At 69.3% G+C, this 26,702-nt stretch carries 22 protein-coding genes and 1 pseudogene; 6 read left to right on the plus strand and 17 right to left on the minus strand.

Features of this window, described 5'->3' with window-relative positions:
• Positions 1 to 331 precede the first annotated feature (331 nt).
• Both U0177_RS05065 and U0177_RS05070 read right to left on the minus strand, forming a co-directional pair.
• Complete coding sequence (locus U0177_RS05065; protein WP_409569512.1) at positions 332 to 940, minus strand: ECF transporter S component; 609 nt, start codon at positions 938 to 940, stop codon at positions 332 to 334.
• A complete protein-coding gene (locus U0177_RS05070; RefSeq protein ID WP_409569513.1) occupies positions 928 to 1,140 on the minus strand; it encodes a hypothetical protein in 213 nt (70 codons plus the stop codon). Before U0177_RS05070 ends, U0177_RS05065 begins: the two co-directional genes overlap by 13 nt.
• 214 nt (positions 1,141 to 1,354) lie before the next feature.
• Here U0177_RS05070 and U0177_RS05075 point away from each other — a divergent pair, with 214 nt between their 5' ends.
• The 3 genes and pseudogenes from U0177_RS05075 to U0177_RS05085 all read left to right on the plus strand — a co-directional run bounded on the left by U0177_RS05075 (position 1,355) and on the right by U0177_RS05085 (position 3,691).
• Positions 1,355 to 1,537 carry a hypothetical protein gene (locus tag U0177_RS05075; RefSeq protein WP_409569514.1) on the plus strand — a complete coding sequence of 61 codons (183 nt, stop codon included), beginning with the start codon at positions 1,355 to 1,357 and terminating at the stop codon, positions 1,535 to 1,537.
• On the plus strand, positions 1,528 to 2,172 hold the full coding sequence (locus U0177_RS05080) for a hypothetical protein (RefSeq protein ID WP_409569515.1): 645 nt from the start codon (positions 1,528 to 1,530) through the stop codon (positions 2,170 to 2,172). Before U0177_RS05075 ends, U0177_RS05080 begins: the two co-directional genes overlap by 10 nt.
• A gap of 738 nt (positions 2,173 to 2,910) precedes the next feature.
• Positions 2,911 to 3,691: pseudogene (locus U0177_RS05085) on the plus strand (CHAD domain-containing protein).
• 183 nt (positions 3,692 to 3,874) lie between these two features.
• Here U0177_RS05085 and U0177_RS05090 read toward each other — a convergent pair.
• Together U0177_RS05090 and U0177_RS05095 are read right to left on the minus strand one after the other, a co-directional pair.
• A complete protein-coding gene (locus tag U0177_RS05090) occupies positions 3,875 to 5,962 on the minus strand; it encodes a hypothetical protein (RefSeq protein ID WP_409569516.1) in 2,088 nt (695 codons plus the stop codon).
• A 78-nt stretch (positions 5,963 to 6,040) separates the two neighbouring features.
• Positions 6,041 to 7,543 carry a serine hydrolase gene (locus U0177_RS05095; RefSeq protein ID WP_409569517.1) on the minus strand — a complete coding sequence of 501 codons (1,503 nt, stop codon included), beginning with the start codon at positions 7,541 to 7,543 and terminating at the stop codon, positions 6,041 to 6,043.
• A 214-nt stretch (positions 7,544 to 7,757) separates the two neighbouring features.
• Here U0177_RS05095 and U0177_RS05100 point away from each other — a divergent pair, with 214 nt between their 5' ends.
• Positions 7,758 to 8,279, plus strand: a complete 522-nt coding sequence (locus tag U0177_RS05100; protein WP_409569518.1) for a hypothetical protein — start codon at positions 7,758 to 7,760, stop codon at positions 8,277 to 8,279.
• An 84-nt stretch (positions 8,280 to 8,363) separates the two neighbouring features.
• Here the strand turns inward: U0177_RS05100 and U0177_RS05105 are convergent, their stop codons facing one another.
• The 10 genes from U0177_RS05105 to U0177_RS05150 form a co-directional block, all read right to left on the minus strand.
• Positions 8,364 to 10,082, minus strand: coding sequence for an SHOCT-like domain-containing protein (locus U0177_RS05105; RefSeq protein WP_409569519.1), 1,719 nt, complete (start codon positions 10,080 to 10,082; stop codon positions 8,364 to 8,366).
• A 40-nt stretch (positions 10,083 to 10,122) separates the two neighbouring features.
• Positions 10,123 to 10,485: an SHOCT-like domain-containing protein gene (locus U0177_RS05110; protein ID WP_409569520.1), complete on the minus strand. Its 363-nt coding sequence runs from the start codon at positions 10,483 to 10,485 to the stop codon at positions 10,123 to 10,125.
• Positions 10,486 to 10,558: 73 nt separating this feature from the next.
• Positions 10,559 to 10,927 carry a DUF2089 domain-containing protein gene (locus tag U0177_RS05115; RefSeq protein ID WP_409569521.1) on the minus strand — a complete coding sequence of 123 codons (369 nt, stop codon included), beginning with the start codon at positions 10,925 to 10,927 and terminating at the stop codon, positions 10,559 to 10,561.
• A gap of 93 nt (positions 10,928 to 11,020) precedes the next feature.
• On the minus strand, positions 11,021 to 12,280 hold the full coding sequence (locus U0177_RS05120) for an MFS transporter (RefSeq protein WP_409569522.1): 1,260 nt from the start codon (positions 12,278 to 12,280) through the stop codon (positions 11,021 to 11,023).
• An 84-nt stretch (positions 12,281 to 12,364) separates the two neighbouring features.
• A complete protein-coding gene (locus U0177_RS05125) occupies positions 12,365 to 13,216 on the minus strand; it encodes an ABC transporter permease (RefSeq protein ID WP_409569523.1) in 852 nt (283 codons plus the stop codon).
• A 15-nt stretch (positions 13,217 to 13,231) separates the two neighbouring features.
• Positions 13,232 to 14,089, minus strand: coding sequence for an ABC transporter permease (locus U0177_RS05130; protein ID WP_409569524.1), 858 nt, complete (start codon positions 14,087 to 14,089; stop codon positions 13,232 to 13,234).
• A gap of 106 nt (positions 14,090 to 14,195) precedes the next feature.
• Entirely contained in the window at positions 14,196 to 15,503 is a 1,308-nt protein-coding gene (locus U0177_RS05135) for a hypothetical protein (protein WP_409569525.1), read from the minus strand.
• 10 nt (positions 15,504 to 15,513) lie between these two features.
• Positions 15,514 to 16,596 (minus strand): ATP-binding cassette domain-containing protein, encoded by a 1,083-nt coding sequence (locus U0177_RS05140; protein ID WP_409569526.1) that lies wholly within the window; start codon positions 16,594 to 16,596, stop codon positions 15,514 to 15,516.
• A 77-nt stretch (positions 16,597 to 16,673) separates the two neighbouring features.
• Positions 16,674 to 17,939, minus strand: a complete 1,266-nt coding sequence (locus tag U0177_RS05145) for an MFS transporter (RefSeq protein ID WP_409569527.1) — start codon at positions 17,937 to 17,939, stop codon at positions 16,674 to 16,676.
• 1 nt (position 17,940) lies between these two features.
• Positions 17,941 to 18,186 carry a hypothetical protein gene (locus U0177_RS05150; protein WP_409569528.1) on the minus strand — a complete coding sequence of 82 codons (246 nt, stop codon included), beginning with the start codon at positions 18,184 to 18,186 and terminating at the stop codon, positions 17,941 to 17,943.
• Between the two features lie 404 nt (positions 18,187 to 18,590).
• Here U0177_RS05150 and U0177_RS05155 point away from each other — a divergent pair, with 404 nt between their 5' ends.
• Entirely contained in the window at positions 18,591 to 21,113 is a 2,523-nt protein-coding gene (locus tag U0177_RS05155; RefSeq protein ID WP_409569529.1) for a tetratricopeptide repeat protein, read from the plus strand.
• Between the two features lie 2 nt (positions 21,114 to 21,115).
• Here the strand turns inward: U0177_RS05155 and U0177_RS05160 are convergent, their stop codons facing one another.
• From U0177_RS05160 to U0177_RS05170, 3 genes are all read right to left on the minus strand, one after another.
• A complete protein-coding gene (locus U0177_RS05160) occupies positions 21,116 to 21,901 on the minus strand; it encodes an enoyl-CoA hydratase/isomerase family protein (protein WP_409569530.1) in 786 nt (261 codons plus the stop codon).
• Positions 21,902 to 22,021: 120 nt separating this feature from the next.
• Complete coding sequence (locus U0177_RS05165) at positions 22,022 to 24,211, minus strand: S9 family peptidase (RefSeq protein WP_409569531.1); 2,190 nt, start codon at positions 24,209 to 24,211, stop codon at positions 22,022 to 22,024.
• A gap of 15 nt (positions 24,212 to 24,226) precedes the next feature.
• Positions 24,227 to 24,568 carry a hypothetical protein gene (locus tag U0177_RS05170; protein WP_409569532.1) on the minus strand — a complete coding sequence of 114 codons (342 nt, stop codon included), beginning with the start codon at positions 24,566 to 24,568 and terminating at the stop codon, positions 24,227 to 24,229.
• Between the two features lie 322 nt (positions 24,569 to 24,890).
• Here U0177_RS05170 and U0177_RS05175 point away from each other — a divergent pair, with 322 nt between their 5' ends.
• Positions 24,891 to 26,672, plus strand: coding sequence for a protein kinase domain-containing protein (locus tag U0177_RS05175; protein ID WP_409569533.1), 1,782 nt, complete (start codon positions 24,891 to 24,893; stop codon positions 26,670 to 26,672).
• The last annotated feature ends 30 nt before the right edge of the window (positions 26,673 to 26,702 follow it).

The following is a 26,702-nucleotide window of genomic DNA, read 5'->3' on the forward strand; positions in this document are numbered from 1 at the left end:
TGCTTCAATGCGGACGCAGGCATACGCGGGCGGGCTGCACTGGCGGACAGCCACCGAGCGAACGCAAGCGGAGCGCACCTCAACCGAGAAGAAAGCGAAACCAGCTCATCTTAACACGAAAACCGTGTCTTGAGAATTCGCCGGCTCTGCTGCTCAAGGCTTGTGCAACGCCGGCACTCACTTCCCCTACCCCCTCTCTCCTGCGCTCGGGAGAGAGGGGGGGTTATTTTTGGCTGTGTGGTGCGGTCGCGGCCGCGACCGCCTACCTTCGTTGTTTTCCCATCGGCTCGGGGGACGGGTCGAAAGACTTCGCACGCGCCTTGCTCTGCGCCTACGCATAAAAATCGACATGGAAGCGCCGCTGGAAGCGCCGCAGCTCTTTGAGCACCGGGCGGCCGAGCGCGCCAATCAGCAGCACGTTCGTCAGCGCGCGCAGCAAAGTCCCAGGCCAGCGAGGTGGTGGCGTAGAACGCCCAGTAGCGCTGCAGCGTCGCGCCAGGCCCAGGCCGGGCTGCCAGTACAGCGCGCCGGCGCCGATCAGCGGCCACGACCACAGGTTCATCAGCGCGCCGAACAGCAGGCCCCAGGCGTAGCCATACGCGCACAGCAGCAGCAGCTCGGCGCGCCCGCCCGGTGCGAGCCGGCGCGCCAGCGGCCGCAGCGCGCCGGCGCCCAGCCCCATCCAGCCCATCACAAACATCTGGAATGGCATCCACGGCCCTACGCCGCCGGTGAGCAGCGCCGACACCAGCAGCGACAGAGCGCCCAGCAGAAAGCCGAAGCGCGCGCCATACGCGTAGCCGGCCAGGATCACCAGAAAGAAAAACGTCGGCGCATCGCCGGGGCCGGCCGGCAGCCGCAGCACCGCGTTGATCGCCGTGAGCATCCCGAGCACCGCCACGGTCTTGGCGTTCAGCCGCCCGGCCGCTAGGTCGGCCACCAGCAGCGCCAGTAGCGCCGGCCCGAACACCGCGAAGGAATCAGCGGCGCGTCGGCGGCGTGCGCGCTCTGCTCGTTGAGCGCCCGGCCCGCGAGAAAGAATGGGTAGAGAAACGCCGCCGCGCCGAATGCGCAGAGCAGCGCCAGCACCGCCGTGCTGGCCAGGCCAGGCCATTTGGATGCTCTTGGCTGTGTGATCATCGCGTCCCCAATCTCTGAGCGGTTGAGTATACCATTATTTTGGGGCCGCGCGCGGGATGCATCGCGCAGATCTGCAGGGTATACTGGTGCCGAAGCCATGCGCTGGCAACGATCTTGCCGGCATGGCTGCCAGGGCTACCTGGCTGCCAAAATGGCACGCCTGATCCCACCTGCTCTTCATCTCCGCATAATACTTCGCGCGTATAGGTTGGCTATGGAAATCGAAGCGAAATTTCGGGTCGACGACGGCGGCGTGTTTCCGGCGCTGCTGGCGCTCGGCGCGCTCGGGCCGTTTCGCCTCGTGCCCGCGCCCGAGGTCGAGGATCAGCTGAATGTGTATTTCGATACCGCCGACCGGCGGCTGCGCCGACGCGCTATGGCCTGCGCGTGCGCCTGATCGGCCAGCGCCGCATCGCGACGCTGAAGGGCGCCGCTACCGTGCGCGATGGCATGTACGAGCGCGACGAGTGGGAGGCCGAGATCGGCCCGAGCGACGACCCGGCCGATTGGCCGGCGGGCGAGCTGCGCGATCGCGTGCTGGCGCTGCTGGGCGGCGCCCCGGTGGCGCCCGAGCTGTCGATGCGCACGCTGCGCCACCACGTCTACGCCGAGCGCGGCGGCGCGCGCGTGGCCGAGCTGAGCCTCGACGAGGGCGATATCAGCGCGGGCGGCCTGGCGCAGCATTTCCGCGAGCTTGAGGCCGAGCTGCTGCGCGATGGAACGCGCGCCGACCTCGACGAGCTGGTGGGGCTGCTGCGCGCGCGCTTTCCGCTGGCGCCCGAGAACCGCAGCAAGCTGGCGCGCGGCCTGGCGCTGCTCGACGAGGCCAACGCGCGCAGCACGGTGGATAGCCCGGCGGGCGGCGGGCTGCGCGCAAACCACGCTAACCCGGCCCGCGAACGCCCTATGGCCGGCCTGCCCTCGAACCGACTGGGCCAGGCGCTCGGCGAGCTGCTGGGTGCATCGGCTCGAGGTGTACTCGAGCGGCGCGCGCTGGTGCGCCCTCGACCGCGCGGCGAGCTAGGCCCTTGAGAAAGGGAACTATGACTATGACCGAAACCCTGGCGAGCGAGCTGATCCCCTGCCGCGCGCCGCCGCCTCGGAACTGGCGCTGGCGCTGTTCGACGCTACTGCCGAGGCGCACAAGCTTGGCGCGCGGGCGCGCACGCTGCTGTGGCTCGCCGCCGAGGCCGCCCAGCGGGCCGGGCAGCTCGCCGATGCGCGCGGCGAGCGGCTGGGCCGCGACATGGTGCTGGCTGCGCGGCTGCCGCATCTCGACGCCGAGCAGCAGGCGATCGTCGCCGGGGTTGTGGCCCTGCAGCGCGAAAGCCCCGCCCCAACCGCGAGTCGGTGCTGGTGTGGCTGGGCGAGAAAGGTCAGCGCAGCGCGCTGGCGCTCGCGGCGATTGTGCGCCTCGCGCGCAGGCTTGCCGGGCTGCCGGCCTCGCTGTTCGTGGCCGCCGAGGGCGATGCCACCGTGCTGCTGGCCGGCGGCGAGGCGCCCGCGCAGGCGCTTGCGGCGGCCGAGCAGGCCGCCGGGCTGTGGCGCGACGCGATCGGGCCGCTGGTGGCGCGCCTGGCCGATACCGCCAGCCCTGCCGATGCTCGCTCGCCGGCTGCGCCCGCGCCCGCTCTGGCTCGCGGCCGAGCGCGACGGCATACTGGCGGCCATTCGCCGCTCAACGCCGACCTTGGCGCCGAGCCGGTGGCCGAGTCGTCGCGCCGCGCGCTGCGCCGCTTCTTCGATAAACTGCTGGCGCGCGAAGAGGCGGTGCTGAAAGACGAGGACCCGGAAGACGTGCACCAGATGCGCGTGGCTACCCGGCGGCTGCGCGCCGCGCTTCAGACGCTTGCAGGCGTGTACGAGCCCGACCTGATCCGCCGCTACCGCAAGGGCCTGCGCCGGATCGCCCAGTCGCTCGGTGTGGTGCGCGACGCCGACGTGTTCTCGAGCATCTCGATGCGCAGAGCGCCACACTTGGCCCGCTGCTGGCGGCGGTGCGCGCCGAGCGCGCGCACGCGCGCGCCGCCTGCTGGCCGATCTCGAGTCGCGGCGCTACCGCAAGTTCAAGCGCGAGTTCGCCGAGTTTCTCAGTACGCCCGGCGCCGGCGTGCTGCCGCCCGAGCCCGGCGTGAACCAGCGCGTGCGCGATTTCGCCGGCTCGGCGATCTGGCGGCGCTACGAGCTGTGGCGCGCGTATGAGGGTGCCCTGCACGGCGCCTCCGACGAGACGCTGCACCAGGCGCGGATTGCCGGTAAGCGCTTCCGCTACGCGCTCGAGTTCTTCGCCGAGCCGCTCGGCCCGCGCGTCGAGCAGGTGCTCGAGCCGCTGATCGCGCTGCAGGAATGCCTTGGCTCGCTGCAGGATATTGTCACCGCCCGCGCGCACGTCGCCGCGCTGGGCCTGGCCGGCGAGCCCGGCGCCCAGGCGTACCTGGCCGAGCGTGCCGCCGATCGCACCGCGCTGCTGGCCGAGCTGCTCAGGCTGTGGGATAAAGTCGATAGCGCAACCTATCGCCGGCACTTGTTCGAGCTGATCGTGAAGGTCTAGCGCCTGCGGCGGCGCCGCCCAAATCTGGTTGCTCGCGTGCTGTATCGTGGGGGTTCGGGAAGAGCATGGTGCATAGCGGGGAGGTTTGGAGGGGCAGCAGCCCCTCCAAGCATCTATGCACACTTTTCTGGAAGAAATCATATAAGAGATCAAACGGAGTTGCTATAGCACCAGCCAGGCGCGTCACGCCTGCGCGCTGAGCGCCGCCAGCCGCGCCTGGGCCTCGCGCTCGAGCTGAGCGATGCCTTCGTTCAGGCGCTGCTCTTCATCGGCGAGCGCCGCCAGCCGGTCTTCGATGCTGCCCAGCGTGCCGACATAGCGCGTGCGCAGCGCTCCCTCGTCGCCCTCGCGGCCGAGCGGCGCCAGGCTCCCCTGGATCTGCTGCTGCTGCTTGTACGCCGCCTTGCGCTCGCGCTCGATCTCTTCAATCCGGCGGCGCTGGCCGTCGATCTGGCCGTAGGTCTCGAGCACGCCCGCCAGCTCGCGGTAGGTCGCGTCGTCGAGGTAGCGCCCCTGCAGGTACTCGCGCAGCTGCTTGGCCGAAAGGCTGCGCAGCTGCTCCCAGCGGCTGGTCTCGCTGCGCTGCCGCACCGTGAAGCTTGTCTCGGCGTTGGGCGCGCAGGCCACGGCCCAGCGCGCCTGGCCCTGCGCCTGCTCGGCCGGCGCGGGCGTTTCGGTTATTTCGTAGTTCGCGATCAGCGCCTGCTCGATCGTGACCACAGCTGCCGTGGCGAGCGTGCTGTGGATGCGGTAGCGTGTGATGCGAATGTCCCACTCCTGCACCACCAGGTAGTCGTCGCGCACGCGCAGGCCGCTGGTGTGCCGCTCAACGCTGGCCTCCTCGGTGATGCTGATGCCCAGCTCGACGGCGTACGGCACGATCAGCTCGCCGCCCGCGCGCGTGAACGGCAGCACCGCCTCGCCGGCGTAGTCGCCGGCTTCGAGCACCGTCACCGGCCCGCGCTCGAGCGTCAGCCCGGTATCGTTGCGCAGGCGCAGGCTGGCCACCGGGTGCTTCGGCAGCTTCTGGCCGTTGTACAGCAGCTCTTTGCCGGCCTTCAGGCGCTGCCCGACGATCGGCACCATGGCCGATTGGCCGCGCGCCACGCTCACCGGGTGGGCCACGTGGTACTGGAACAGCGCGCCGCGCTCTTCGCCGCTGCTAGCCGCCGCCGTCGATGCCTCGAGCATGTCCATCGAGAACCGCTCGGCGGTGGGCGCCTCGGACGCGAGCATGGCCGGCCGGGCGCGCTTCATGGCCTGGGGTGCCGCCATGGCTAACGGCGCAGGCGCGGCCATGCCCGCAAACTCCACCGGCGCGGCCACGGTGCGCTCTTCATCGGCCACGAGCGGGCGCTCGGGTGTGTGCGGCTCGTACAGCCGGTAGCGAAACGACACCGGCATGCCGGCCACCAGCGTCAGCGCGACATCCGCGAGGTCTTCGTCGAGCTGGTTGTCGAACAGGCCCCAGCCTTGCAATAGTATCGATGGATGACGAACGACCAAGGATACAGGCTGCTCGTCGCCATCTGCCGGTCGTTCGTCATCCGTTATTCGTCCTTCGTCCTCAAACAGGATGCGGTAGCTCACCCGCCAGGCCGGCGCGGGCGCGATATAGCCCACCAGCAGGTCGTGCTCGCCCTCCGAGAGCCGCAGTGTCGCCGCGCGCCGATCTTCCTCGCTCTGGGCCGCGCGCAGGAAATACGCCAGATCCTCGGCCGAGCGGTCGTCGAGCACTTCGACGCGGCGGATATCGCGCAGCGCGAAGGCGCGCACCTGGCGCGTGTCGGGCTGGTAGATCGACACGATCGGAAAGCGCAGCTGCTCGGTATCTTCGAGGTCGACGCCGATCACCAGCCCTTCGGCCTGCGTGCGCGCCGGCGCCGGCTCGGCCGGGGGCGGCGTCTCGGGGCCAGGCCGGCGCGGGCTGCCCAGCCCAAAGCCCGGCTGCGCGGCCGTGCGCTCGTCGCCGAGGTGCAGGCGCACGCGCCGGCCGCGCAGGTCGCGCAGCAGGTCGAGCAGGCTGCGATTGTCGGAAAGGTGGATCGAGCCGCGCGCAATCTGCGCGGCGCGGTCCTCGGGCGTTTCGAAATCGACGCCGTGCACCTGGCCGGCGCCAAGGTCGATCGCGATCAGGCTCTTCAGCACGTCGTCCATGGCCGCGCGCGGGAAGCTCAGCCGCAGCTCGGTGCCGCCGACGGCGCCGCGCCGCTCGAAGTAGCCGACGCCGTGCTTGTAGAGGATCATGCGGCGAATAGGCAGGTTGGGCATGGAAGCCTCCCGAAGAAGCAGGCGACAGAAGCCACGAGATCCACATCAGAATGGCATCTAGCTGCCGGCGCCTTGATTCTACGTACGTGCAACAAGCGGGTTGTAGTAACTATACACCAGCCGCGCAAATGCGCCAAGGTACGGCGCGAACAGGGTATCGGGCTGCTGGACGCCGGCTTTGGTGACGCGGTAGAGGTACACCGCCAGCACAAAGTCGCCGCCGGGCGAGCGCACGATCCCGGCGTCGGCCTGCATGTCGTCGATCCAGCCGCTCTTGTGCTCGACGCGCGCGGATCTGGGCAGCCCCGAGCGCATACGGCTCGCATCGGCGTTGGCGAACAGGCGGTCGAGCATGTCGCCGCAGCGCTTGGCGTTGAGCTTGGGTAGCTTCTCGATCAGCCGGCCCTGGCCTTTGCTGCACTGGTCGATGAGCAGGTACAGCTGGGCCATCTCGGCCGGGCTGGTGCGCAGCGCGCGGCCCGAGTCGGTGAAGGGCGCAGCGCCGTCGGTCTTCGGGCCGAGCTTGTACTTCACCTTTTTCTGCGCCAGGTAGTCGGTGGCCTCAAATGGCACATACAGGTAGGTGTGCGTCAGCCCGAGGTCTTTCAGCATTGCGCTCATCTTCTCGGCGCCTTTGAGCGCGTCGTCGGTGCCGCTGCCGTTCACCGATGCGGCCAGCACCGTGTTGGCGGCAAGGTTGTCGCTGTTGACGATCATCTTCTTCAGCGCATCTTCCTGCTTGGCCGTGAAGCTGTCGCGGCTGGCATAGGCGTTGAGCATGATCGCGGTTTTGATCGTGCTGGCGGCCGAGAAGACTGTGTTTTTATTCAGGCTGGCGATCTCCTCGCCGCTGGCTAGGTCGTACACCACCACGCCGGCTACGTCTTTCCAGCTCTTGGCGATCTGCTCGATCTGCGCCTGCAGCTGCTCGGGCGTTGGGCGCGCCGCAGCGCTTGTGGCCAGCGTCAGGGTGCGCGGCGCGTCGGGCGCGCGCAGCGCCGCGTCGATCTGCTGCACTGCCGCGTCGATGTCGATCGCCTGGCCGCCGCGCAGCGCGAAGCTGCGCGAGATCGCCTGCGTGCTGGTGATTACGCTGACCTCGGGCGCGCCGCCTAGCTGGGCGCTCAGGCTGGCCAGCGCCGCCCGCAGCTGGGCCTGGTCGTAGCTCAGCTCCAGCGCTACCTGCGCGCCAGGTGTGGCGTGCAGCGCCGCGTCGATCATGGCGTCGGTCGCCAGCTCGAGCGCAATATCGCTTGGCTCGAGCGTGGCGCTCGCGCCGCCGGCAGTGAGCTTGAGCGGCGCCAGCAGCGGCGCCAGCGCGCGCGCGAGCTTGCTGCGCGCATCGGGCACAGCCAGGCCGCCCACGTCGATGCCGGCGATGGCAACATTGGCCGGCAGCGCGGGTACGGCGGTGGGCGACGGTGGAACCGGGGTTGGTGTGCTGGTCGGGGCCGGGGTCGGCGCGCTACTCGCCGCCGGGGTGGCCTGTGAAGAAGTGGCCTGAGCGGCCGGCCCGGCACAGGCGCTGAGAAGCAAGAGCAATGCGAGCATTGCGGGCGCGGCGCACAAGCGAGATGGCATACGGCGGTACGATCCTTTAAAAGCTCCAGTGGCCGATCGTGCTAGGCCGCCCGCCTAGCGCGGCCTAGTATAGTCGAAGTGCTGCGGTTAAACAAATCTGAACGTGCGCCGCCGCCTGGCGCGCATCACGGGTGGGGGCGCGCAGCGGTATATGATCACCAGGTTTTGATACCGAGCCTGGGTGACCATGCCACGATGCTAAGGAGGCACTGCTATGCGCTTTATTCGCGCTTTGGGCTTTCGGCTGGTGATCGCCGCGGTTGTGCTGCTGGTGATGGCGCTGGGCTGGGGCGTCAGCAGCCTGCTGCGCTACCAGGCGCGCGGCGATGCGCGGCAGACCGTCAGCTGGTTCTACGACGACGCGCGCTACCAGGATTTCGCGCAGTTCGTGAGCAGCAGCGAAAGCTACCTAGCACACGCCGAGCGCGCCGGCGGGCCGGATGTCGAGGCAGCGTTCGGCTCGCTCGATCGCAAGGATTTCGCGAATGAGTTCGAGAGCGATGGCATGCTGGCGCCCGACCAGCTGGTGTTTAAGATCGACCAGATCACGCCGCAAGATAACGACGGCACAACTGCGCACGTGCTTGTGAGCGGCAAGATCCGCCCCGACGAGATGAAGCGTGGTAAGACCAACTACCAGTTTTCCGACGACACGTTCGAGCCATTCAGGCACCTGGTGACGCTGACGAAGGACGGCGGCAGCTGGTATATTGCCGGCATTGAGCCGCAGAACTAGCCGCCCTCCCCGCCGGGAGTTGCTTTATGTGTACGGTTTTTCCACGCGGAGCGCGGAAAAACCGTACACATGGAGTGGTATGAGCTAGCCCAGCGCGTCGAGGAGCATGTCGCCTTCCTCGGGCGAGATCCGGCCCTCGGCCACCATCTGCAGAATCGCGGCGCGCTCGGTCTCGATATCGCGTGGCTCGGCCGCAGCCTGCTCGGGCGCCTCGGCGCCGGCCGGCACGCTGTCGATGCGGATGGTCTGCCCAGTGGCGGGCGCGCTTGGCGGGGCGGGCGGCGGGGGCGCGCTTGGCGGGGCGGGCGGCGCGGCTGGTGTTGGCGGCACGCCCAGCCCGGCCAGCGCCCGGTCGACCGCCGCCATTGCGCCGCTAATGCCCTCGCGCGCGGCCTCTCGTGCCTGCTGCTTCAGGCGCTCGAGGCGCTCGGCGTCGAAGCGCCACTCGCGGTCGTTGATCCGCACGTGCACGCGCCCGGTGTGCTCGGCGCGGCGCTGGCTGGCCTCGGCGGCGTGCTGTGCGCGCTGGGCCTGGTGCTCGGCGCGGCGCACCTGCTCCTGGATCTGGCGCTGCAGCTTGCGCTGCCAGCGCTCGCCGGAATACTCGCCGCCGGGGCCAAACGCGGCCGATAGCTCGCGCCCCAGCTCGTTGCCCAGGTTGCTGAACTCGCGGCCGATCTCCTCGCCCATGCGGCCCATGTCTTCGCCAAAGCGGCCCCAATCCCAGCTGGCGCTCGAGCTGCGCGGCGCGCCGCCGCCGTGAAGCGCCAGATCGCCGCCGACCATCAGGTCGAGCTGGGCCGCGCCCTCGCCGTACACCGCCGTGAACATCCCCGCGCCGCTCGACACAATCCGCTCGCCGCTGATATCGCCGCCGACCGTCGCGCGCAGCGTCAGGTTGGCGTCGCGCGGCAGTGCGATCGACGCATCGCCGCCGACGTTGACGCTGGTGACGCTGCCGGCTGGGAACGCCGAGTCGAGGCTCAGGTCGCCGCCGACATTGCCCAGCCGCACGTCGCTGCGCTCGGCCTCGATCGACGCGTCGCCGCCGACGCTGCCGAGCCGGATGCTGCCGGCCACATCGTGGATTGCGCAGTCGCCGCCGACGCTACCCAGGCGCAGCTCGCCGCCGACATCGTGGATCGCGCAGTCGCCGCCGACGCTGCCGATCTGCACGCTGGCGGCGGCGTGGATCGCGCAGTCGCCGCCGACCTGCTCGCCGGCCACCACGGTTTGGCCCGCGCCGTCTACCGACAGGTCGCCGCCGACATTGCGGTAGCGCAGCGCTTCGCCGCCGCTCGCCGACAGGTCGCCGCCGATGTTGCCCAGCGTGGCGCTGCGCGCGCCGTCGAGCGCGGCGTCGCCGTCGACCTGCTCGATCTCGAGCTGGGCCACATCGCCGATCTCGGCGTCGCCGCCCACGCGCTCGGCCACGCGCAGCGTAGCCGTATCGCGCACGGTCAGGTCGCCGCCAACCCGGCCAAGCTGTACATCGCCCTCAATCTCGTCGATCTCGGCGTCGCCGCCGACGTATGTTGCCGAGAGCGCGCGCAGGCCGCGGGCATCCAGGTCGCCGGCCACGCGCTCGGCCGCAAGGTCGGCGTCGTGCGGCAGGCGCAGCGTCAGGTCGCCGTTGGCGCGCTCGATCACCACTGCCTCGTCGGTCTGGCTTACATTGCCGAACCAGCTGTCGCTCTCGATCGCGACGGCGCGCTCGTCCCACAGCTCGACCCGCAGATCGCCACGGCAGTCGCCGATCAGGATGCGTGGCGCATCGCCTACCGGAAAAGATTGCATTGGCATGTTTTGCCTCCCTATCACTATTTGGGCCGATCGCCCAGTTCTATTCGACAAAAATCTCGATCTGCTCGTTTGCGTCGAGATCCTGCATCTCGAACACCCGCCCGGTTGCGCCGGTTTCGATCGCGCGTAGAATATCGCCGGTGTTGGTGCCGGCAGCGTAGGGCGCCAGGCGCGCGCCTAGCTTCAGTCCCACCGCCACCAGGCTCACCGGGATGGTGACATTGATCGTCGGGCGGCGCGTGGCCAGGTCGCTGACGCGCACGCGCAGGGTGCGCGGCGGCGTGGGGCGGCTGCGCTCGCGCGGCTCGCCGAGCGCGTCGATCAGCTGCGCGCCTTCTTCGGCGCTCACCTGGCCGCCCTCGATCATTTTTAAAATGCGTAGCCGTTCTTCCGAGATCGACATACTTGCCTCCCCCGAGCCGAGCAGCCAGGAGCCATGATGGCTCGTGCTTCCTGCGATGCTCGGTTCTTGGCGCTCACGCGCGCAGCAGCTTCATGGCCTCTTCGACCGAGATCTCCTTGGCGGCTAGCCGATCGAGCACGGCGCGGCGGTCGGGCTGGCCGTTGGGCTCGGGCGGTGGCGCGGCGTAGCCCAGCGCGGCCACGATGTCGTCGAGCCGGTTGCGCGCGGTGTTGTAGGCGATCTTCAGGTCGCCGGCTACGCCGTTGATGTTGCCGCGGTTTTTCACCATGAGCTCAACGAAGTCGAGCTGCTCGCGGCTCAGTCGGCCGAGCCAGCCAAGCGTGAAATGGCCGTCGATGCCGGTGTGGCAGGTGTCGCACGCCAGCCGAACCGCGTGCAGTGTCTCGCCGCACACCGGGCACGTCGTGATGAGTGGGTACATTGGTGGTCTCCTTTTGCATTGCATAGTGCAGATCGCAGCCAAGCCGCGAGATCATCTGCAGTCCGAATGGGTAGCATGTGCGCGCTATGCGATCTAGCTGCGCACTGGTAGCTTCAGCACATTGGCGCGGCGTGCGCCACCGAGCAGGCCGGGAACGATGATGCCGGCCAGAACATAGACGCAGCCCTGAATATTCAGCACCGTCACCACGCCCGCTTTGTCGCCAAACGTGCCGGCCAGCGTCGTGCCAAGCAGCGCCATCAGCGCCCCGGCCATTGCGTAGGTGCCAAACACCCGGCCGCGGTACGCATCGGCTACCGCGCTCTGCAGCAGCGTGCTGCGCCCCGCCGAGAACACCACGCCAGGGATGCCGACCGCGACAAACAGCGCGACTGCGGGCAGGAACCCTGGCAAGAAAGCCGGGTAGTTGAAGATCGCCAGATCGATCAGCCCGAATAGCACCCCGCCGATGCCCAGCAATCTGGCTGGCGCGACGCGGTGGCCGATCCAGCCAACCAGCACCCCACCCAGCAGGCCGCCAACCGCCTGCGCCGACATCAGCCAGCCGATCTCGGTCGCGCCGCCGCCCAACACCCTGTTCACAAATACCACGAACAGCACCGCGAAAACGCCTTCGCCGAGCGAGACAATTGCAACCAGGCCGAACATGATGCTGATCACCCGGTCGGCACGGATCAGCCTCAGGCCCGCCAGCCACTCGCGGGCCACCTTGGCCCAGGCGCTACCAAAGTGTTCAGGCGTGGTGCCGGGCGCCGGGCTCGCGCGGTACGAGCCGGCGATCAGGCCGATCATCGCGGCGGAGATCAGGAAGGTCGCCGCGTCGAGCACTGCAACGCCCGCCAGCCCCACCAGGCCGGCCGCCAGGCCGCCGATCGCCGGGCCGAGCAAGCGCGCCAGGTTGTTATTCAGCGCGTTGAGTGAGTTGGCCGCCACCAGGTGCTGCTCGTCGACGAGCAGCGGCAGCAGCGCGTTTTCGGCCGGGCCGAAGAACTGCGCGATCGTCGACTCGAAGAACATGACCACATACAGCACCCACAGCTGGTCGGCCGAGCGCACCAGCAGCAGCGGCACTAGCCCGGCGGCCAGCAGCAAGTTGCTGATCACCATGGTGCGCTTGCGGTCCCAGCGGTCGACGAACACGCCGGCGATCGAGCCAAAGAGCAGATCGGGCAGCATGCCGGCCATCAGCAGCGTGCTGGTCGCCAATGTTGAGCCGGTCAGCTGGAGCACGTAGATCGGCAGGGCTATCATCAGTATCCAGTCGCCGGCGAGCGAGATCAGCCCGGCCGTCCAGAGCAGCCCAAAGTTTCGCTGTCGCAGTGTTGCGAACATGAGTCTGTCATCCTCTACAAGCTATGCGCCGGCGGCGCGAGGCTGCCCGGGCCGTCCGGGTTTCCCTATTTCCGATACAGTCTATTAATGCTGCCCAAGTGTCCCGAGCGTCCGCACGCGCCGCTCGACGCGCAGGAACACCATGTAGCCCAGCGGCGCCATGACCGCCATAAACGCCAGCAGGATGGCGATCTCGTAGCCCACGCCCAGCAGCGGCGTCGCGCCCAGCAGCAGCGCGCGCACCGCGTCGAAGCCGTAGGTCAGCGGCAGCGCCAGCGCCAGCGGCAGCAGCAGCCGCGGCAGCACCTGCACCGGGAACTGGCTGCCCGAGAGCGTCGAGACCACGAAGTTCGACACGTCCACCAGCGTGTTGGCGTCGCGCAGCAGCAGCACCAGCGCGGCGAAGGCGAAGCCGAAGCCGTACAGCGCCACCAGCATGGGCGCGAGCGTCAGCGCGGCCGCCAGCAGGCTGCCCGAGGCGCGGAAGCCAAACACCAGCCAGGCCAGAAACAGCATCCCGGCGCTGTTCAGCGTGGTGATCGTCAGGCTGGCGAGCGTCTGCCCCACCAGCAGCAGCGCGCGCGGGATCGGCGCCAGCCAGTTGCTCTCGAGCACGCCCGAGTCCATCTCGGTTTTCAGCGCGTAGCCCATGCCCCAGAACACCGCGCTGATGTAGTTCGCCAGCACCGCGCCGATCAGAATAAACGACATATAGTCGGCGGTGCCGGTGTAGGCCGCGAAGCCGGTGTTGCCGGCCGGCCCGGCGAAGCTCTTGCCGAGGAAGTACACCGGCGTGAGCCAGGCTAGCGGCTCGATCACCCGGAACAGCGCGTTCATGGGGTAGCGAAAGAACACGATCCAGTCTTTGCGGGCGATCGCCAGCGCCGCGCGCAGGTACGAGCGCCAGCTGATTTCAGCAAGGCTTGTAGGTGGCATAGGTGGCCTCATATGCTAGTACTGCCCGAGGTCGCCACGGCGGCGCGCGCCGCGCTCGACCACCGCAAACAGGGCGTAGCCCGCGAGCGGGCTAGCTATGGCGAACAGCGCCAGCGCCAGCAGGTCGCCGCGCAGCTGCTCGAAGGTGGCGCCGGTGAGCATCGCGCCGCGCAGCGCGCGAATGCTGTAGGTCAGCGGCAGGGCTGCGGCGACGCTTTGCATCCAGCCGGGCAGCACCGCCAGCGGAAAGGTGATGCCGCAGAAGATCATGAACAGGCCGCGCACCAGGAACACCATGGCGTTGGCCTCTTTGAAGCGCAGCACCAGGCTGGCGAACGCCACGCCAATGCCGTGGATCGTTGGGATCGTCAGCAGCAGCGCCAGCAGCGCCAGGCCAAGGTTGCCGCCCAGCACGTGTACGTCGAACGCCAGCCGGAATTCCAGCAGCGACACCCCCAGGAACACCACCGAAACCAGCAGCTTGGCCAGCGCGCCGCCCAGCATCAGCGACACGCGCCATGTCGGGCACAGCCAGTTCGACTCGAGCGTGCCGTGCATTTGCTCGCTGCGCAGGTACAGCCCGACATCCCACAGCGTCATGTTCAGCCACATCCACAGCACTGTGCCCACCACAATGAAGGCGACATAATCGCTGGTGCCGGCTAGCCGCTCGAACGTTGCCAGCGCCTCGCCGCCAGGCCCGCCCAGCGCCCTGGCGCTGAAGATATAGCCGAACGGCAGCAGCACCGGCCAGACGAACATCGAGATGATCCAGCTTGGGTAGCGCCGGAAGATCGTCCACTCCTTGCGGCCGATCATGGCGATCGCGCGTAGCTCGGAGCCGATCGTGCGCCGCGAGAGTGCCCCCTGCATATGAATGCTCCTTTTAGGACTTGCGCAGCTGGCGCCTTTAGCCTTCGGCAGTGCGGTTTTTCCGCGCGGGGTGCGAAACATGCTGCCGCAGGCTCAATAGCCGTATCTATACCAGCGCCGGCTGAGGCTCGTAGCGCCGCAGGCGCGCCGGGTCGCCCTCGCCCAAGAACGGGTCGATCTCGCGGAACAGCCGGTCGGGGAACGCCACCAGATCGGCGTCGCCGGCCTGCGGCTCGCGGGCCAGGATGGCCTCCAGCGCCGGGTCGCGCCGCGCGCGGTAGCCGGCCGACGACAGCGTGGCCGCGATGTCGGGCACCAGCCAGGGCCGCGCGTCGCGCGGCTCGGAGTACACCCAGTGCAGCGACGAGGCGTGCACCACCAGGCCGCTGTTCGGCAGCACGATCGGCACGTTGTCGCCGTACATGTTTGGCCGCGCGCCAGTGGCCTCGCCTACAAACAGCGTACGCGTGTGGCGCTCGAGGTCGACCGTCAGCATCATCGCCGCCGAGAAGGTCGCGCGCCCGACGATCGTGAACAGCCGACCAGGCTGGTTGATCTGGTCGCGCCGGATCAGCCCGTGGATGATCGGCTGGTTCAGGTAGCCGTTGCCGCCGCCGTTGTGGCGCAGGTCGAGCACGAACCGGCTGACCGGGTGCGCGTCGGCGAAGGCGAACACGCGCTCGAAGAACGCCCCGACCGTCTCGCCGGGCGTGTCGCGCACGCGGTTGTACTGCACATACAGCGCGCGCCGATCCGGCAGGTGCTCGAACCAGAAGCTACGCTCGCGGTCGCGCAGCCACAGCGGCGCCGGGCCGCCCGCGGCCGCGTCGATCCAGTCGATCTCGCCGCCGGCCGGGCGCAGCTCGATCGTGCTGCGCTGGCCATCGCGCTCAACCGTGAGCGTGGCGTGGTCGCGCTGCTCGGCGATGCCGAGCGCGTGCAGCACCTCGGGCACCGTCAGCAGCTTTGGCGCCACGTGCGCGACCCACGCCTCGTTGTCGCGCGACACCAGCTCGCGCGCCAGGGCGTAGGCCCGCGCCGCCGGCACCCCGCCGAGCGCCACAACGCGCGCGCCCACGGCGCCGGCGTGCTCGTGCCCGGCCGCCTGCACGAACAGCCCATCGCTGAACAGGTACAGTCGCAATGGGTAGCGCCCAAACCCGACCTTCGACTCGCCAGGGTCGCCCATGTCGAGGTAGGTGTGCCCGTCGCCAATCTGCGCGGCCAGCCGGGCAATCTCGACGATCACGGCGTGCGGCGCGAGCCCTGGTATGCGCTCGTCGAGCGCGGCGACGGCGGCCGCGAAGCGCTCGGGCGTGAGCGTGTGGAACAGGTTGGCGTGGCGCTTCGGCAGCTCGGCCGCGAGGTGGCGCAGATCGGCTCGCCAGGCCTCTGGAGCGATATGCTTGCTCATTGGCAGTTCCTCAGTCGCGCAGCTGCTTGCCCGTCAGGGCGATGAATACATCTTCGAGCGATGGCTCGGCCACGGCCAGGTGGCGGATGCGCCCGCCGCGCGCGCCGATCAGCTCGATCGCGCGCGGCAGCACGGCGCGGCTGCTGGGTGTGTGGATGGCCAGCGACCAGGCGCGCTCGTCGGGGCGGTAGCGCGCGATCGCGTGCTGCACCTCGGGCATATCGTTCAGCTCTTCGGCCAGGCGCGCGTCGAGATTTTCGACCTCAAGCTGCATCACGTCGAGCTGCTTGATCGAGCGCTTCAGCGCGGCCGGCGTGTCGAGCGCGATGATCCGCCCCAGGTCGATGATCCCCACCCGGTCGCACAGCTGGTCGGCCTCCTCCATATAGTGGGTGGTGAGCAGCACGGTGCGGCCCTCGCGCTTGATCTCGAGGATCAGCTCGCGCAGGTTGCGCGCCGACTGCGGGTCGAGCCCGATCGTCGGCTCGTCGAGCAGCACCACCGGCGGGCTGGCCAGCAGCGCCTTGGCGATCGCGATGCGCTGCTTCATGCCCGACGAGTAGCCCTCGACCGGGTCGTTGGCGCGGGCCGCCAGGCCCAGCCGCTCGAGCAGCTCGGCGACACGGCGCCTGGCCACGGGCGGCGGCAGGTGGTAGAGCGCGGCGAAATACTCGAGATTCTCGCGGCCGGTCAGCTTCCAGTAGATACTGCGCTCGCCGGTGAGCACCGCGCCCAGGCTGCGCCGCACCAGATCCGGCTGTGTCGCCACGTCGTGGCCATTGACGGTTGCCTGGCCGCCGCTGGGCTGCAGCAGCGTGGCGAGCATGCGGATGGTGGTGGTTTTGCCGGCGCCGTTTGGGCCAAGCAGGCCGAAGATCTCGCCCTGCTCGATGCCAAAGCTGACGCCCTCGACCGCCACGCGCTCTTCGACGGTGCGCTTGGCGAAGGGCAGCCAGCCGCCAAACGTGCGGCCCGGCGCGGCGACGCGCTTCACAAATACTTTGCGCAGGTCGCGCACGTCGACGATCAGCCGCGCGCCGTTGGCTTGAACCTGCTCGGCTTGCTGCGGTGTAGTGGACAGGGTAGCGTGCATGGTCTATGTTCCTCGGTGAACCACGCTGGCAACGAAGGCCAGGATGCGCGTGTAGTGTCGTGCCCTGCGCGCGAAACTTACGACTCGTAGGCGTATGGGTCGGCCTGCGGCGCGGCGGCCAGCTGCTGCCCGGCCAGCAGCACCAGCGCCAGCAGGCCGCCCGCCAGGTACAAGAGGCCAACCAGGTCGAGCAGCGGCACTATGCCAAGAATATCGCCAAAGGCGCTGGCCAGCGCCTGGCCCACCAGCGTCGCCAGGCCCAGCGCCGCGCCATACGCGCCGAACACGCGGCCGCGGTAGCGATCGGCGATGCTCTGCTGCAGCAGGGTGTCGATGCTGACGAACATGCCCATGATCGGCAGGCCCTGCAGCGCCTTCAGCAGCAGCACGGCCGGCAGCCACAGCGCGGGCGCGATCGGCAGCGCCGTGACGTTGACGTACGCCAGCACCAGCATGCCCAGCATCATGCCGCTCGCGCCGATCAGGTACGAGGTGCGCACCAGCCGGGCCATACGGCTGATCAGCAGGCCGCCGAGCAAGCCGCCCACCGCCTGGGCGCTGGCCAGCCAGCCGCGCTCGATTGCGCCGCCGTTCAGCACCTGCTTGAGCCACGGGAAGCCCAGCACGTTGACCAGGCCCTCGGCCACCATCGCAACCGCCATCACCGCGAAGATCGCGCGAACCGGGCCGCTGCGCGCCACCAGCGCCAGCCCTTCGGCCAGGTCGTGGCCGGCCTGGCGCCAGATCCGCCGGCCGGCCATAGGCTCGGCCGGCGCGCGCCGCTGGGTTACCAGCATCACCAGCCCTGCCGCCGCCAGAAATGAAACTATGTCGATGGCGACGACGCTGCCAAAGCCTAGCCATGCCATCGCCAGCCCGCCCAGCGGCGGCGCCACCAGCCGCATGATCTCCCAGTTGAGCGAGATCAGCGCATTGGCCTGGAGCAGCTGCTTCTCGCCCACCAGCAGCGGCACCAGCGCGCTCTCGGCCGGCATGAAGAACAGCGTGCAGGTGGTATGTAGAAATGCCGATACGTACACCAGCCACAGGTCGGAGGGGTCGCGCACCGGCAGCAGCAGCAGCAGCGCCGCAGCCGCGAGCAGGTTCGCGGCGATCATGGTCGTGCGGCGATCCCAGCGGTCGACGAACACCCCCGCCAGCGAGCCAAGCAGCAGGCGCGGCAGCGACAGCGCGATAAATGTGCCGCCGGTGGCCAGCGTCGAGCCGGTCAGGTCGTAGATGAACACCGGCAGCGCGATCAGCAGCGCCCAGTCGCCGGCGAAGGAGATCAGCCCGGCCAGCCACACCAGCGCGAAGTTGCGGTTGCGAAGCATCGCGATCATGTCAGTTCAGCTCGATCGCCCCGCCGCGCGGGCTTGAGACGGCCAGCGGTAGGCGCTCGGCATTGGCGTAGCGCAGAAGCCGCGCGCCCATGCTCAGCAGCGCGCGGCCAAGCGGCCGGGCGACGCGCCGGCCCAGGCCGTGCGGGCGCTGCAGCAGCGCCTCTTGGCGCCGGCGGGCAGCCGCCGCGCGCTCGACGCGCAGCCGCTCGTGGATCGTCTCAATCTCTAGCTCAATTCGGCTCTGCATGGTCTTCCTCCCGGTAGAAGTGACATTTGAAGTGTCACTTTCTATCAATCGTGTGGCGATATTATCATGCGCCTTGGCGTTTGTCAATACCATGATGGCAGAATATTTTAAAATTGGTTGAATAATTGCTTCAAAACACAAAGTTCTTTCAGTGGCATGGCGATTATTGCCATTGGAGATTGTGCGGCTGGCGCGCTCGGCCTAAGGCTGAGAAGCTGTCTGACAGGGCTCCTGCAACGTCTTTCGACCACTCCCTCTACCTTCTCATTGGTCAGGGGAACACATCGGGCTGTGTGGTGCAGTCGCCGCCGCGACTGCACCAGACAGCCAAATGTGCTATGATAGGCATACCCTACGGAAATAATGATACCGGAGCATTGTCGATGACTGTGGCGGAGCATTCTTTGACCCCACATAGTCTCCCTTCGAACCCGACGCCGTTTATCGGGCGCGCCGAAGAGTACGCCCAGGTGCTCGATCGCCTGAACAACCCCGCCTGCCGGCTGGTGTCGATCGTCGGGCCAGGCGGCGCCGGCAAAACTCGCCTCGCGGTCGAGTGCGCGCGCGCATGCGCCGCTAGCCCGGCCGCGCGTTTCGCCGATGGCGTGTTCTTTATCGATTTGGCCGAGCTTGTGCCGAATGATGTGTTGCCGTTCCTGCTGGCCACCACCATCGCCGGCGCGCTCGGCATCAGCCTCGACGGCAGCGAAGCGCCGATCGACCAGCTCGCGCAGCTGCTGCGCCCGCGCGCGCTGCTGCTGGTGCTCGACAATGTCGAGCAGCTGTTGCCGGCGGCGCCTGCGTTCGCCGAGCTGCTGCGCAAGGCGCCCAAGCTGGCTTTGCTCGCCACTACGCGCGAGCCGCTGCACCTGCGCGGCGAGTGGTGCGTGGTTTTGGCTGGGCTGCCGTTCCCAGCTGCGTCGGCGGCCGAGAACATCACCGAGCCGCCTGGCTCGGTCGAGGCGCTGGGGCGGCTGGCGTCGGTGCAGCTCTTCGTGCAGACCGCGCGGATGGTCGACCCGACCTTTGTGCTGACGCCGGCGAATGCCGCAGCCGTGGCGCGGATCTGCGGCATGCTCGAGGGCTTGCCGCTGGGGATCGAGCTGGCCGCGAATTGGCTGCGCACGCTCTCGTGCGCCGACCTGGCCGGCGAGCTTGCCCACGGCTTCGATATACTTGCCGACGCCACGCTCGACCTGGCGCCGCGCCAGCGCAGCGTGCGCGCGCTGTTCGAGTCGTCGTGGCGCATGCTGGCCGCGCCCGAGCAGCAGGCGCTGCGGCGGCTCACGGTGTTTCGCGGCAGCTTCACGCGCGCAGCGGCGGCGACGGTGGCCGATGTGCCGCTGCCCATGCTGGCCGCGCTGGTCGATAAATCGCTGCTGCGCCGCGAGACGCGCGCCGACGCTGCTGAGCCGGGCCGCTACATGCTGCTTGAGATGGTGCGCCAGTATGCCGCCGAGCAGCTCGCGTTCGCCAACGAAGATCAGCTGCTGGCGCAGCGCCACGCCGGCTACTACGTCGAGCTGCTCCGCACGAATGTGACCGAGCTGCGCGGCGCGGGCCAGCTGGCGGCCCTGGCCGCGATTGGCGCCGAGATCGCCCAGGTGCGGGCCGCGTGGCAGTTTGCCTGCGCCAACGCCGACTACGCCACGATCGGGCGCGCGGCCGATGGCCTGTTTCACTTCTACGATATGCAGAGCTGGTTTCAGGAAGGTGCGGCGGCATTTGCGGCCGCCGCCGATGCGCTCGCGGGCCAGTCCGGCAATACGGCTGCGGCGGTGGCATGGGCGCACACGCTGGCGCGCCAGGGCTGGTTCACCTTTCATACCGGCCGCCAGCGCGAGGCCCAGGCGCTGATGGAGCGCAGCCTGGTGGCGCTGCGCGCGCTCGACGCGCGCGCCGAGATGATCTTCCCGCTCAACTACCTTGGCGCGGTGTGCGCCTACCTCGGCGATTACGCCACCACCGAGCAGCTGTGCCGCGAGGGGCTAGCAATTGCCGAGGCCTTAGGCGACCGCTACGGCCAGGCGATTGCCTGCAATATCGTCGGGCAGGCCGCCTACGACCAGGGCCAGTACCAGGCGGCCCAGAGCTGGTCGCAGCAGAGCCTGGCGATCGAGCAGCAGCTTGGCAACCGCTGGAGTATGGCCTACTCGCTCACCAACCTCGGCAAGGTTGCGTATATCACCGGCGAGTATGCCGAGGCGCGCAGGCTATTCGAGGAAAGCCTGCGCATCCGCCAATCGATGGGCGACATGCGCGGCATGGCGATCTGCTTTGTGCGCCTGGGCGAGACGGCCGTGGCGCTGGGGGCGCCCGACGAAGCGCGCGAGCACTACGGCCAGGCGCTGGGCATGTTCCGCGCGATCGGTAACCGCTGGGGCGAGGCCGCCGCCCAGACCAGCCGCATGCAGCTGGCGCTGGTGCAGGGCGATCTGCCGCGCGCGCTCGAGCTGATGCAGGACGCGCTGCAGATCGCGCTCGAGACCGAGTCGCTGCCGCAGGTGGTGACGCTGCTGGCGGCGGCTGGCCCGCTCATCCGCCGCAGCGGCGACGCGGCCTGGGCCGACGCGATCGACCGCCTGCTCGACGCCGCGCCGCCCGCGCTCAGCGCCTACCAATCCGACGCGTACCGGCTTCAGGGCTGGATCAAGCGCGGCGGCCGGCGCTCGGCCCCGCCGCCCGCGCCCGCCGACGACGAGGCTGCTGGCGTCAGCCAGCGCCGGGCCACGCCGGCCGGCCTGACGGCGCGCGAGATCGAGGTGCTGCGGCTGGTGGCCGAGGGCCTCACCGACGCCGAGGTGGCCGATCGGCTCGTGGTAAGCCGGCGCACCGTCAGCACGCACCTTTCGGCGATCTACGGCAAGCTGCAGGTCAACTCGCGCAGCGCCGCCACGCGCTTCGCGATCGAGCAGGGGCTAGGCTGAGGCTACTCGCCCTGCCAGCGCGGCCGGCGCTTCTCGAGAAATGCCCGGAAGCCCTCGAAGCCATCGGCGCTGGTGAGGATCTCGCGCTGCAGCGCGGCCTCGCGCGCGAGCGACTCGGCGAAGCTGCTTTCCTGGGCCGCGCGCGCCGCCTGGCGTATGCGCGTAAGCGCCAGCGGCGCCTGCTCGGCCAGCCGCGCGGCGTAGGCCGCCACCTCTGCGGCGAAGCGCTCGGCCGGGTACACCTGGTTGGCCAGCCCGATCGCGCGGGCCTCGTCGGCGCCGACGCTCGCCCCGGTGTACATCAGCTCGAGCGCGCGGCCCAGGCCCACCAGGCGCGGCAGCGACCACGTGCCGCCGCCGTCGGGGATCAGCCCCACCCGGATGAACAGCTCGGCGAACTGCGCCCGCGCTGACGCCAGCCGCATGTCGCATGCCAGCGCCAGATCACAGCCGAGCCCAGCCGCCACCCCATCGACGGCGGCGATCACCGGCCAGCGCGAGCCGTGAATCGCCAGCAGCGCCGGGTGGTAGGCGTCGCCCAGCACGCGCCAAGCCGCCTCGGGCGAGATGCCAGGCTGCGCCGCTAGCGTCAGGTCGGCGCCCGAGCAGAACGCGCCGCCTGCGCCGGCGAGCACAATCACGCGCGTCGTGCCGTCGCCGGCGCAGGCCTCGACCGCGTCGCGCAGCGCCAGCATGGTTGCGCCATCGACCGCGTTGCGCACGGCTGGCCGGTTGAGCGTCAGCGTGGTGACGGGGCCGTCGCGCGAGATCAGCAGCGAATCGCTCATCAGTGAGTTCCTTTTCTTCAACACTCACACCAAATTCGCTTGATTACTGACACTTAGGTGGGGGTTTGGGTCTTTATTGTGTTGCACTACTTCTTCAACACTCACACCAAATTCGCTTGATTACCTACACTTAGGTGGGGGTTTGGGGGCGGCGAAGCCGCCCCCCTGTTTTTTCAGATAGCCCGGCTTTGCCGGGCGCCGCACAAGAAAACACAAGTAATCAAACGGAAAGTTGGTATCGGCTGTTCCGCAGTAGCGATCGAGCCATTCGATCGTGCGCGAGATATGGTCGGCGCGGTGGCGCGGCTCGCCGGCGCGCGTCAGCTCGTGGCCCTCGCGCGGGTAGCGCACCAGCTCGACGACGGCTTTGCGGCGGCGCAGGATCGCGAACAGCTGCTCGGCCTCGCTGATCGGCACGCGGTAGTCGTTTTCGGCGTGCAGAATGCGCAGCGGCGCGTGGATCTGGTGGGCGTAGGCCAGCGGCGAGTGCCGCCACAGCTTCTCGTACATCTGCCAGGGGTAGCCGTCGAACTCGTACTCGATCAGCTCGTGCGCGTCGCTGGTGCCGTGCTGCGTCTGCAGGTTATACACGCCGCGCGCCGCCACTGCGCAGGCGAAGCGGCTGGTGTGGGCGATCAGCCACACGGCCATGTAGCCGCCATACGAGCCGCCGGTCACGCCGATGCGCGCCGGGTCGGCTTCGCCGCGCGCGATCAGCGCATCGACGCCCGCCAGGATGTCGGGCGCGTCGGCAAAGCCCCAGTTGGCGTGGATGGCGTCGCGCCATGCTTCGCCATAGCCCTCGGAGCCGCGCGGGTTGCAGAAAAACACCAGGTAGCCGCGCGCGGCGGTGGCCTGCAGCTCGTGCCACATGGCGCGGAAGCCAGGCCCCCACATGTAGTGCGGGCCGCCGTGGATGTGCACCGCCAGCGGGTAGCGCCGCGCCGGGTCGAAGCCGGGCGGGCGCAGCAGCCAGCCCTGCACGGCCTGGCCGTCGGGCGCGGCGTAGGCCAGCTCTTCGAATGGCGCGACCGCGCGCTCGGCCAGCAGCGCTGCGTTGATCTGCGTCAGCTGCAGCTCGCGGCCGTCGGGGTGCCGGAAGAACAGCTCGCACGGGTTGCCGCCATCGCCTGCCACAAACGCCAGCCCGCCGCCCGGCGCCACGTCGAACGCCTCGACAAAGCGGCCGGCCGCGCGGCAGATGTCTTCCGGCGCTTCCTGCGCGGTATCGGGCGGTGCCGGGGCTTCAACCGCCACCTGATAGATTGGCTGGTCGCCGCGCCAGTTGGCGGTGAACAGGATCGCCTGGCCGTCGGGGCGCCAGCGAAAGCGCTCGACGCTCAGGTCGCAGCCGGCGGTCAGGTCGCGCAGGCTGCCGCCGGCCGCGTCGAGCAGCGCCACGCGCGCGCCATCGGCCAGCGGGCGGGCATCGGAGCGGCGGCGCAGCGCGATCAGCCGGCCATCGGGCGAGGGCTCGGGGTCGTAGTACGAGAAGCCCGGCGCGGTCAGGCGCTCGGCCTCGGCGCGGCCCGCAGCGGGCACCGGCACGCGCAGCACATCGTAGAACGCGAAAATCGCGTCGGCCTCGGGGTCGCGCGTGGCGGTTGTGAGGATGGCGCGGCCGTCGGGCGTCCAGGCCGGCGCGCCATAGTGCACGTCGCCGTCGGTCAGGCGGCGCGGGGCTGGCGGCGCTGCCTCGTCGTCGGCGGGCAGATCGACCAGGTACACGTGGTTGCGGCGATCGTCGAAGAAGCTGGTGCCGGCGCGGTAGGGCATGCGCGCCACCACCCGCGGGTCGAAGCGCTCGGCTTCGTCGTGCTGGCGGCGCGCGGCGGCCTGCTCGGCCTCCCAGGCGCTTGCGGGCGCGGGCGCGGCCTCGCCGCGATCCTCGGCGGCGCGCTCGGCCTCGTTCAGCGGGCTGAGAAACGCGATCCGCGCGCTGTCGGGGCTCCAGGCCGGCTCGCTGGCGCCGCCGGGCACGCCGGTGAGCGCGCGGGCCTCGCCGCCGTCGGCGCGGATGACGTACAGCTGCGCGGCCTCGGCATCGCCGCGCCGGCCGATAAACGCCAGCCAGCGGCCGTCGGGGCTCCAGCGCGGCGCGGTGTCGGCCGGGCCGGCGGTGAAGCGGCGCGGCGCTGTTGCGCCGTCGGCCGGCGCCAGCCAGATCGAGCGGCGGTAGCGGTTGCGCAGCCGATCGACGGCCACGCGCACAAACGCTACCCAGGCGCCGTCGGGGCTACAGCGCGGATCCTCAAGCCAATCGAGGCGGAACAGGTCGTCGACTGTGATCGGCGTGCGGGTGGTGAGCAAGTGCGCTCCTTTAGCCTACCTCAGCCACTCGGCGATCGGGAAGCGCTTGAACTTCGCGCGTGCCTCGCGGAACTGCGCGTCGGAGAGCGGCGTCTCGCCGAGGTAGTACAGCACCTGCGCCTGCTCGTCGAAGCGCGAGCGCTGGCGCACCCAGCAGCCGGCCGCGCCCTGGCGCACCACGTCGATATTCCACGCCGGCGTCACCGGGTCGTATATCTCGTCGACGATCCAGATCATCTCGGTGGGGCGGAACGTGCGCGCCAGCCGGCGCTTGGCCTCGGCGCGGCCCTCCTCGGGCGTGGGCAAATCAAAGCCCAGGGCGTCCAGGTTCGGGACGCGCGAAAGATCTTGGTTCATATGCTCCCTCGCTGTGGAAGTTGTCGGCGGATATTATAGCAGTTTTCGTGGCTGGTGTGCGAAAACACGCGGCGCTACGCGTTCATTATGCGAACCGTCGCGGCCGCTCTGGTGCTCGGCTGGCACTGATGGCCAACCAGCTTCACAAAAACCATCCGAAGTTGTAGGATGCGAGTATCCAGGTAGTCTTCGGAATCGTTTTAAAGCTTAAAGTCACTCGCTTTTTATATCTCTAGCACTAGCTATATGCCCCATATTTCATAGCTTCTCTTCTAGCAGAAGTTTATTATATGCCCTCCCCTTTTTGTTAAAAGGCCCTGCCATGCCGACACCAAACACCACTATCCACGATCGATACCTGGTTGAGCGCCCGCTTGCCGCGAGCGCGGGCGCAGTCTGGATCGCGCTCGATCTGCAGACGCGCGCGCGCGTCGCGCTGAAGGCCGCCCCGGCTGGCCTTCCCGAGGAAACGTTCGACACTGCGGCGCGCGCGCTGTTCGGCCTGCGCCACCCGAACCTGCCTGCCGTGCGCGAGTACTTTGTCGACGGCGGGCGCGGCTACGTGGTGATGGACCTGGTGGCGCGCGACGCCGACGCCGGCGATGCGCCCTACATCGCCACGCCGCTGCCGGCCGCCGAGGGCCGCCGCTGGGCCACCCGGCTGCTCGACGCGCTCGACTACATCCACACGCTCGCGCCGCCGCTGATCCACGGCGATATCCGCCCCGAGCATGTTCGGGTCGATCGGCAGGGCGAGCCGGTGCTGCTGGGCTTTGGCCTCGGCGCGGCGCGCGCCTACGCCGCCGACGATCCGTTCGCTGCCCCGGAGCTGCTCGGCGGCGCGGCGGCCGATGCGCGCAGCGACTTGTACGCGCTCGCGGCGACGCTGTACCAGCTGCTCGCCGGCCAGGCTCCCGCGCCGGCCGCCGCGCGCCAGAGCGCCCTCGCAGGTGGCCAGGCCGACCCGCTGGCGCCGCCGCGCCGCCTGAACCCTGCCATTCCAGCCGCGCTCAGCGAGGGCCTTGTGCACGCGCTGGCGCTCGATCCGGCCGCCCGCCCGGCCAGCGCTGGCGCGCTGCTCGACGCCACCGATTATGTTCCGCAGCTGCCGCCAGCCCCGCCGCCGGCACGCCAGATACCGCGCTGGGCGCTCGCGCTGGGCGCCCTCGTCGTGCTGCTGCTGGCCGGCCTGCTGCTGCGCGGCGCCTTCGGCGGGGGCGGTGCGGCGGCGCAGCAGCCAACCCTCGCGCCCGCCGCAGCCGAGCCAACGGCCACGGCAGCCGAGCTTGCGACAGCCGAGCCGGTAGCGTCTGAGCCAACTGCTGCCGAGCCGACGGCAGCCGAGCCGACGGCGTCTGAGCCAACTGCTGCCGAGCCGACGGCAGCCGAGCCGACGGCGTCTGAGCCAACTGCTGCCGAGCCGACGGCGTCTGAGCCAACTGCTGCCGAGCCGACGGCCACGGCTTCCGCAGCGGCGCCGCAGGGTGAGCTTGCGGCGGTGCAGGGCGTGCTGGCGCAGTACACGTACACCAGCCGCGTCGCCACCGACGGCACCGGCGCCTACACGCGCATGCGCGCCCAGCCCGATGCCGCCAGCGCGCCGATCGGCACCCTGCGCAACGGCGACCAGGTCGAGGTTCTCGAAACGAACGCCGGCGGCTGGCTGCACGTGCGCATCCATACCAGCGCCGACGCCACGCAGGTCGGCGTGGAGGGCTGGATCGAGCGCTGGCTGGTCGATAATCAGAACGCGCCCAAGCCGGCGGTATTCGTCGGCAAGGTGTACAGCGCGCCGACCGATAGCGCAGCCCAGTGCGGCAGCGTGTTCGAGTCGTCGATCTATGGCAGCGTCGAAGACGCCGGCGGGCGCGGCATCCCCGGCGCGAAGCTGCGCGTGCGCTCGGCCGATGGCCGCAACACCTTCCCGATCACCACCGGCAAAGGTGGCGTCTACACCGTCGGCGGGCTGGGCTGCACGGCCTGGCGCGTCGAGCTGCTGAGCGTTCCTGGCGCCAAAGGGCTGCAGGCGAATGTCGTGGCGGTGCGCAACCTCAACGGCGGCAAGTTCACTTCCGCCGAGGTGCGCTTCAAGCTGCAGCCTTAGAAGCTGTTTGAAAGGGTGGTTTCGGAGGGA

This window comes from Kouleothrix sp. (assembly GCF_046328425.1).
Classification (GTDB): Bacteria; Chloroflexota; Chloroflexia; order Chloroflexales; family Roseiflexaceae; genus Kouleothrix.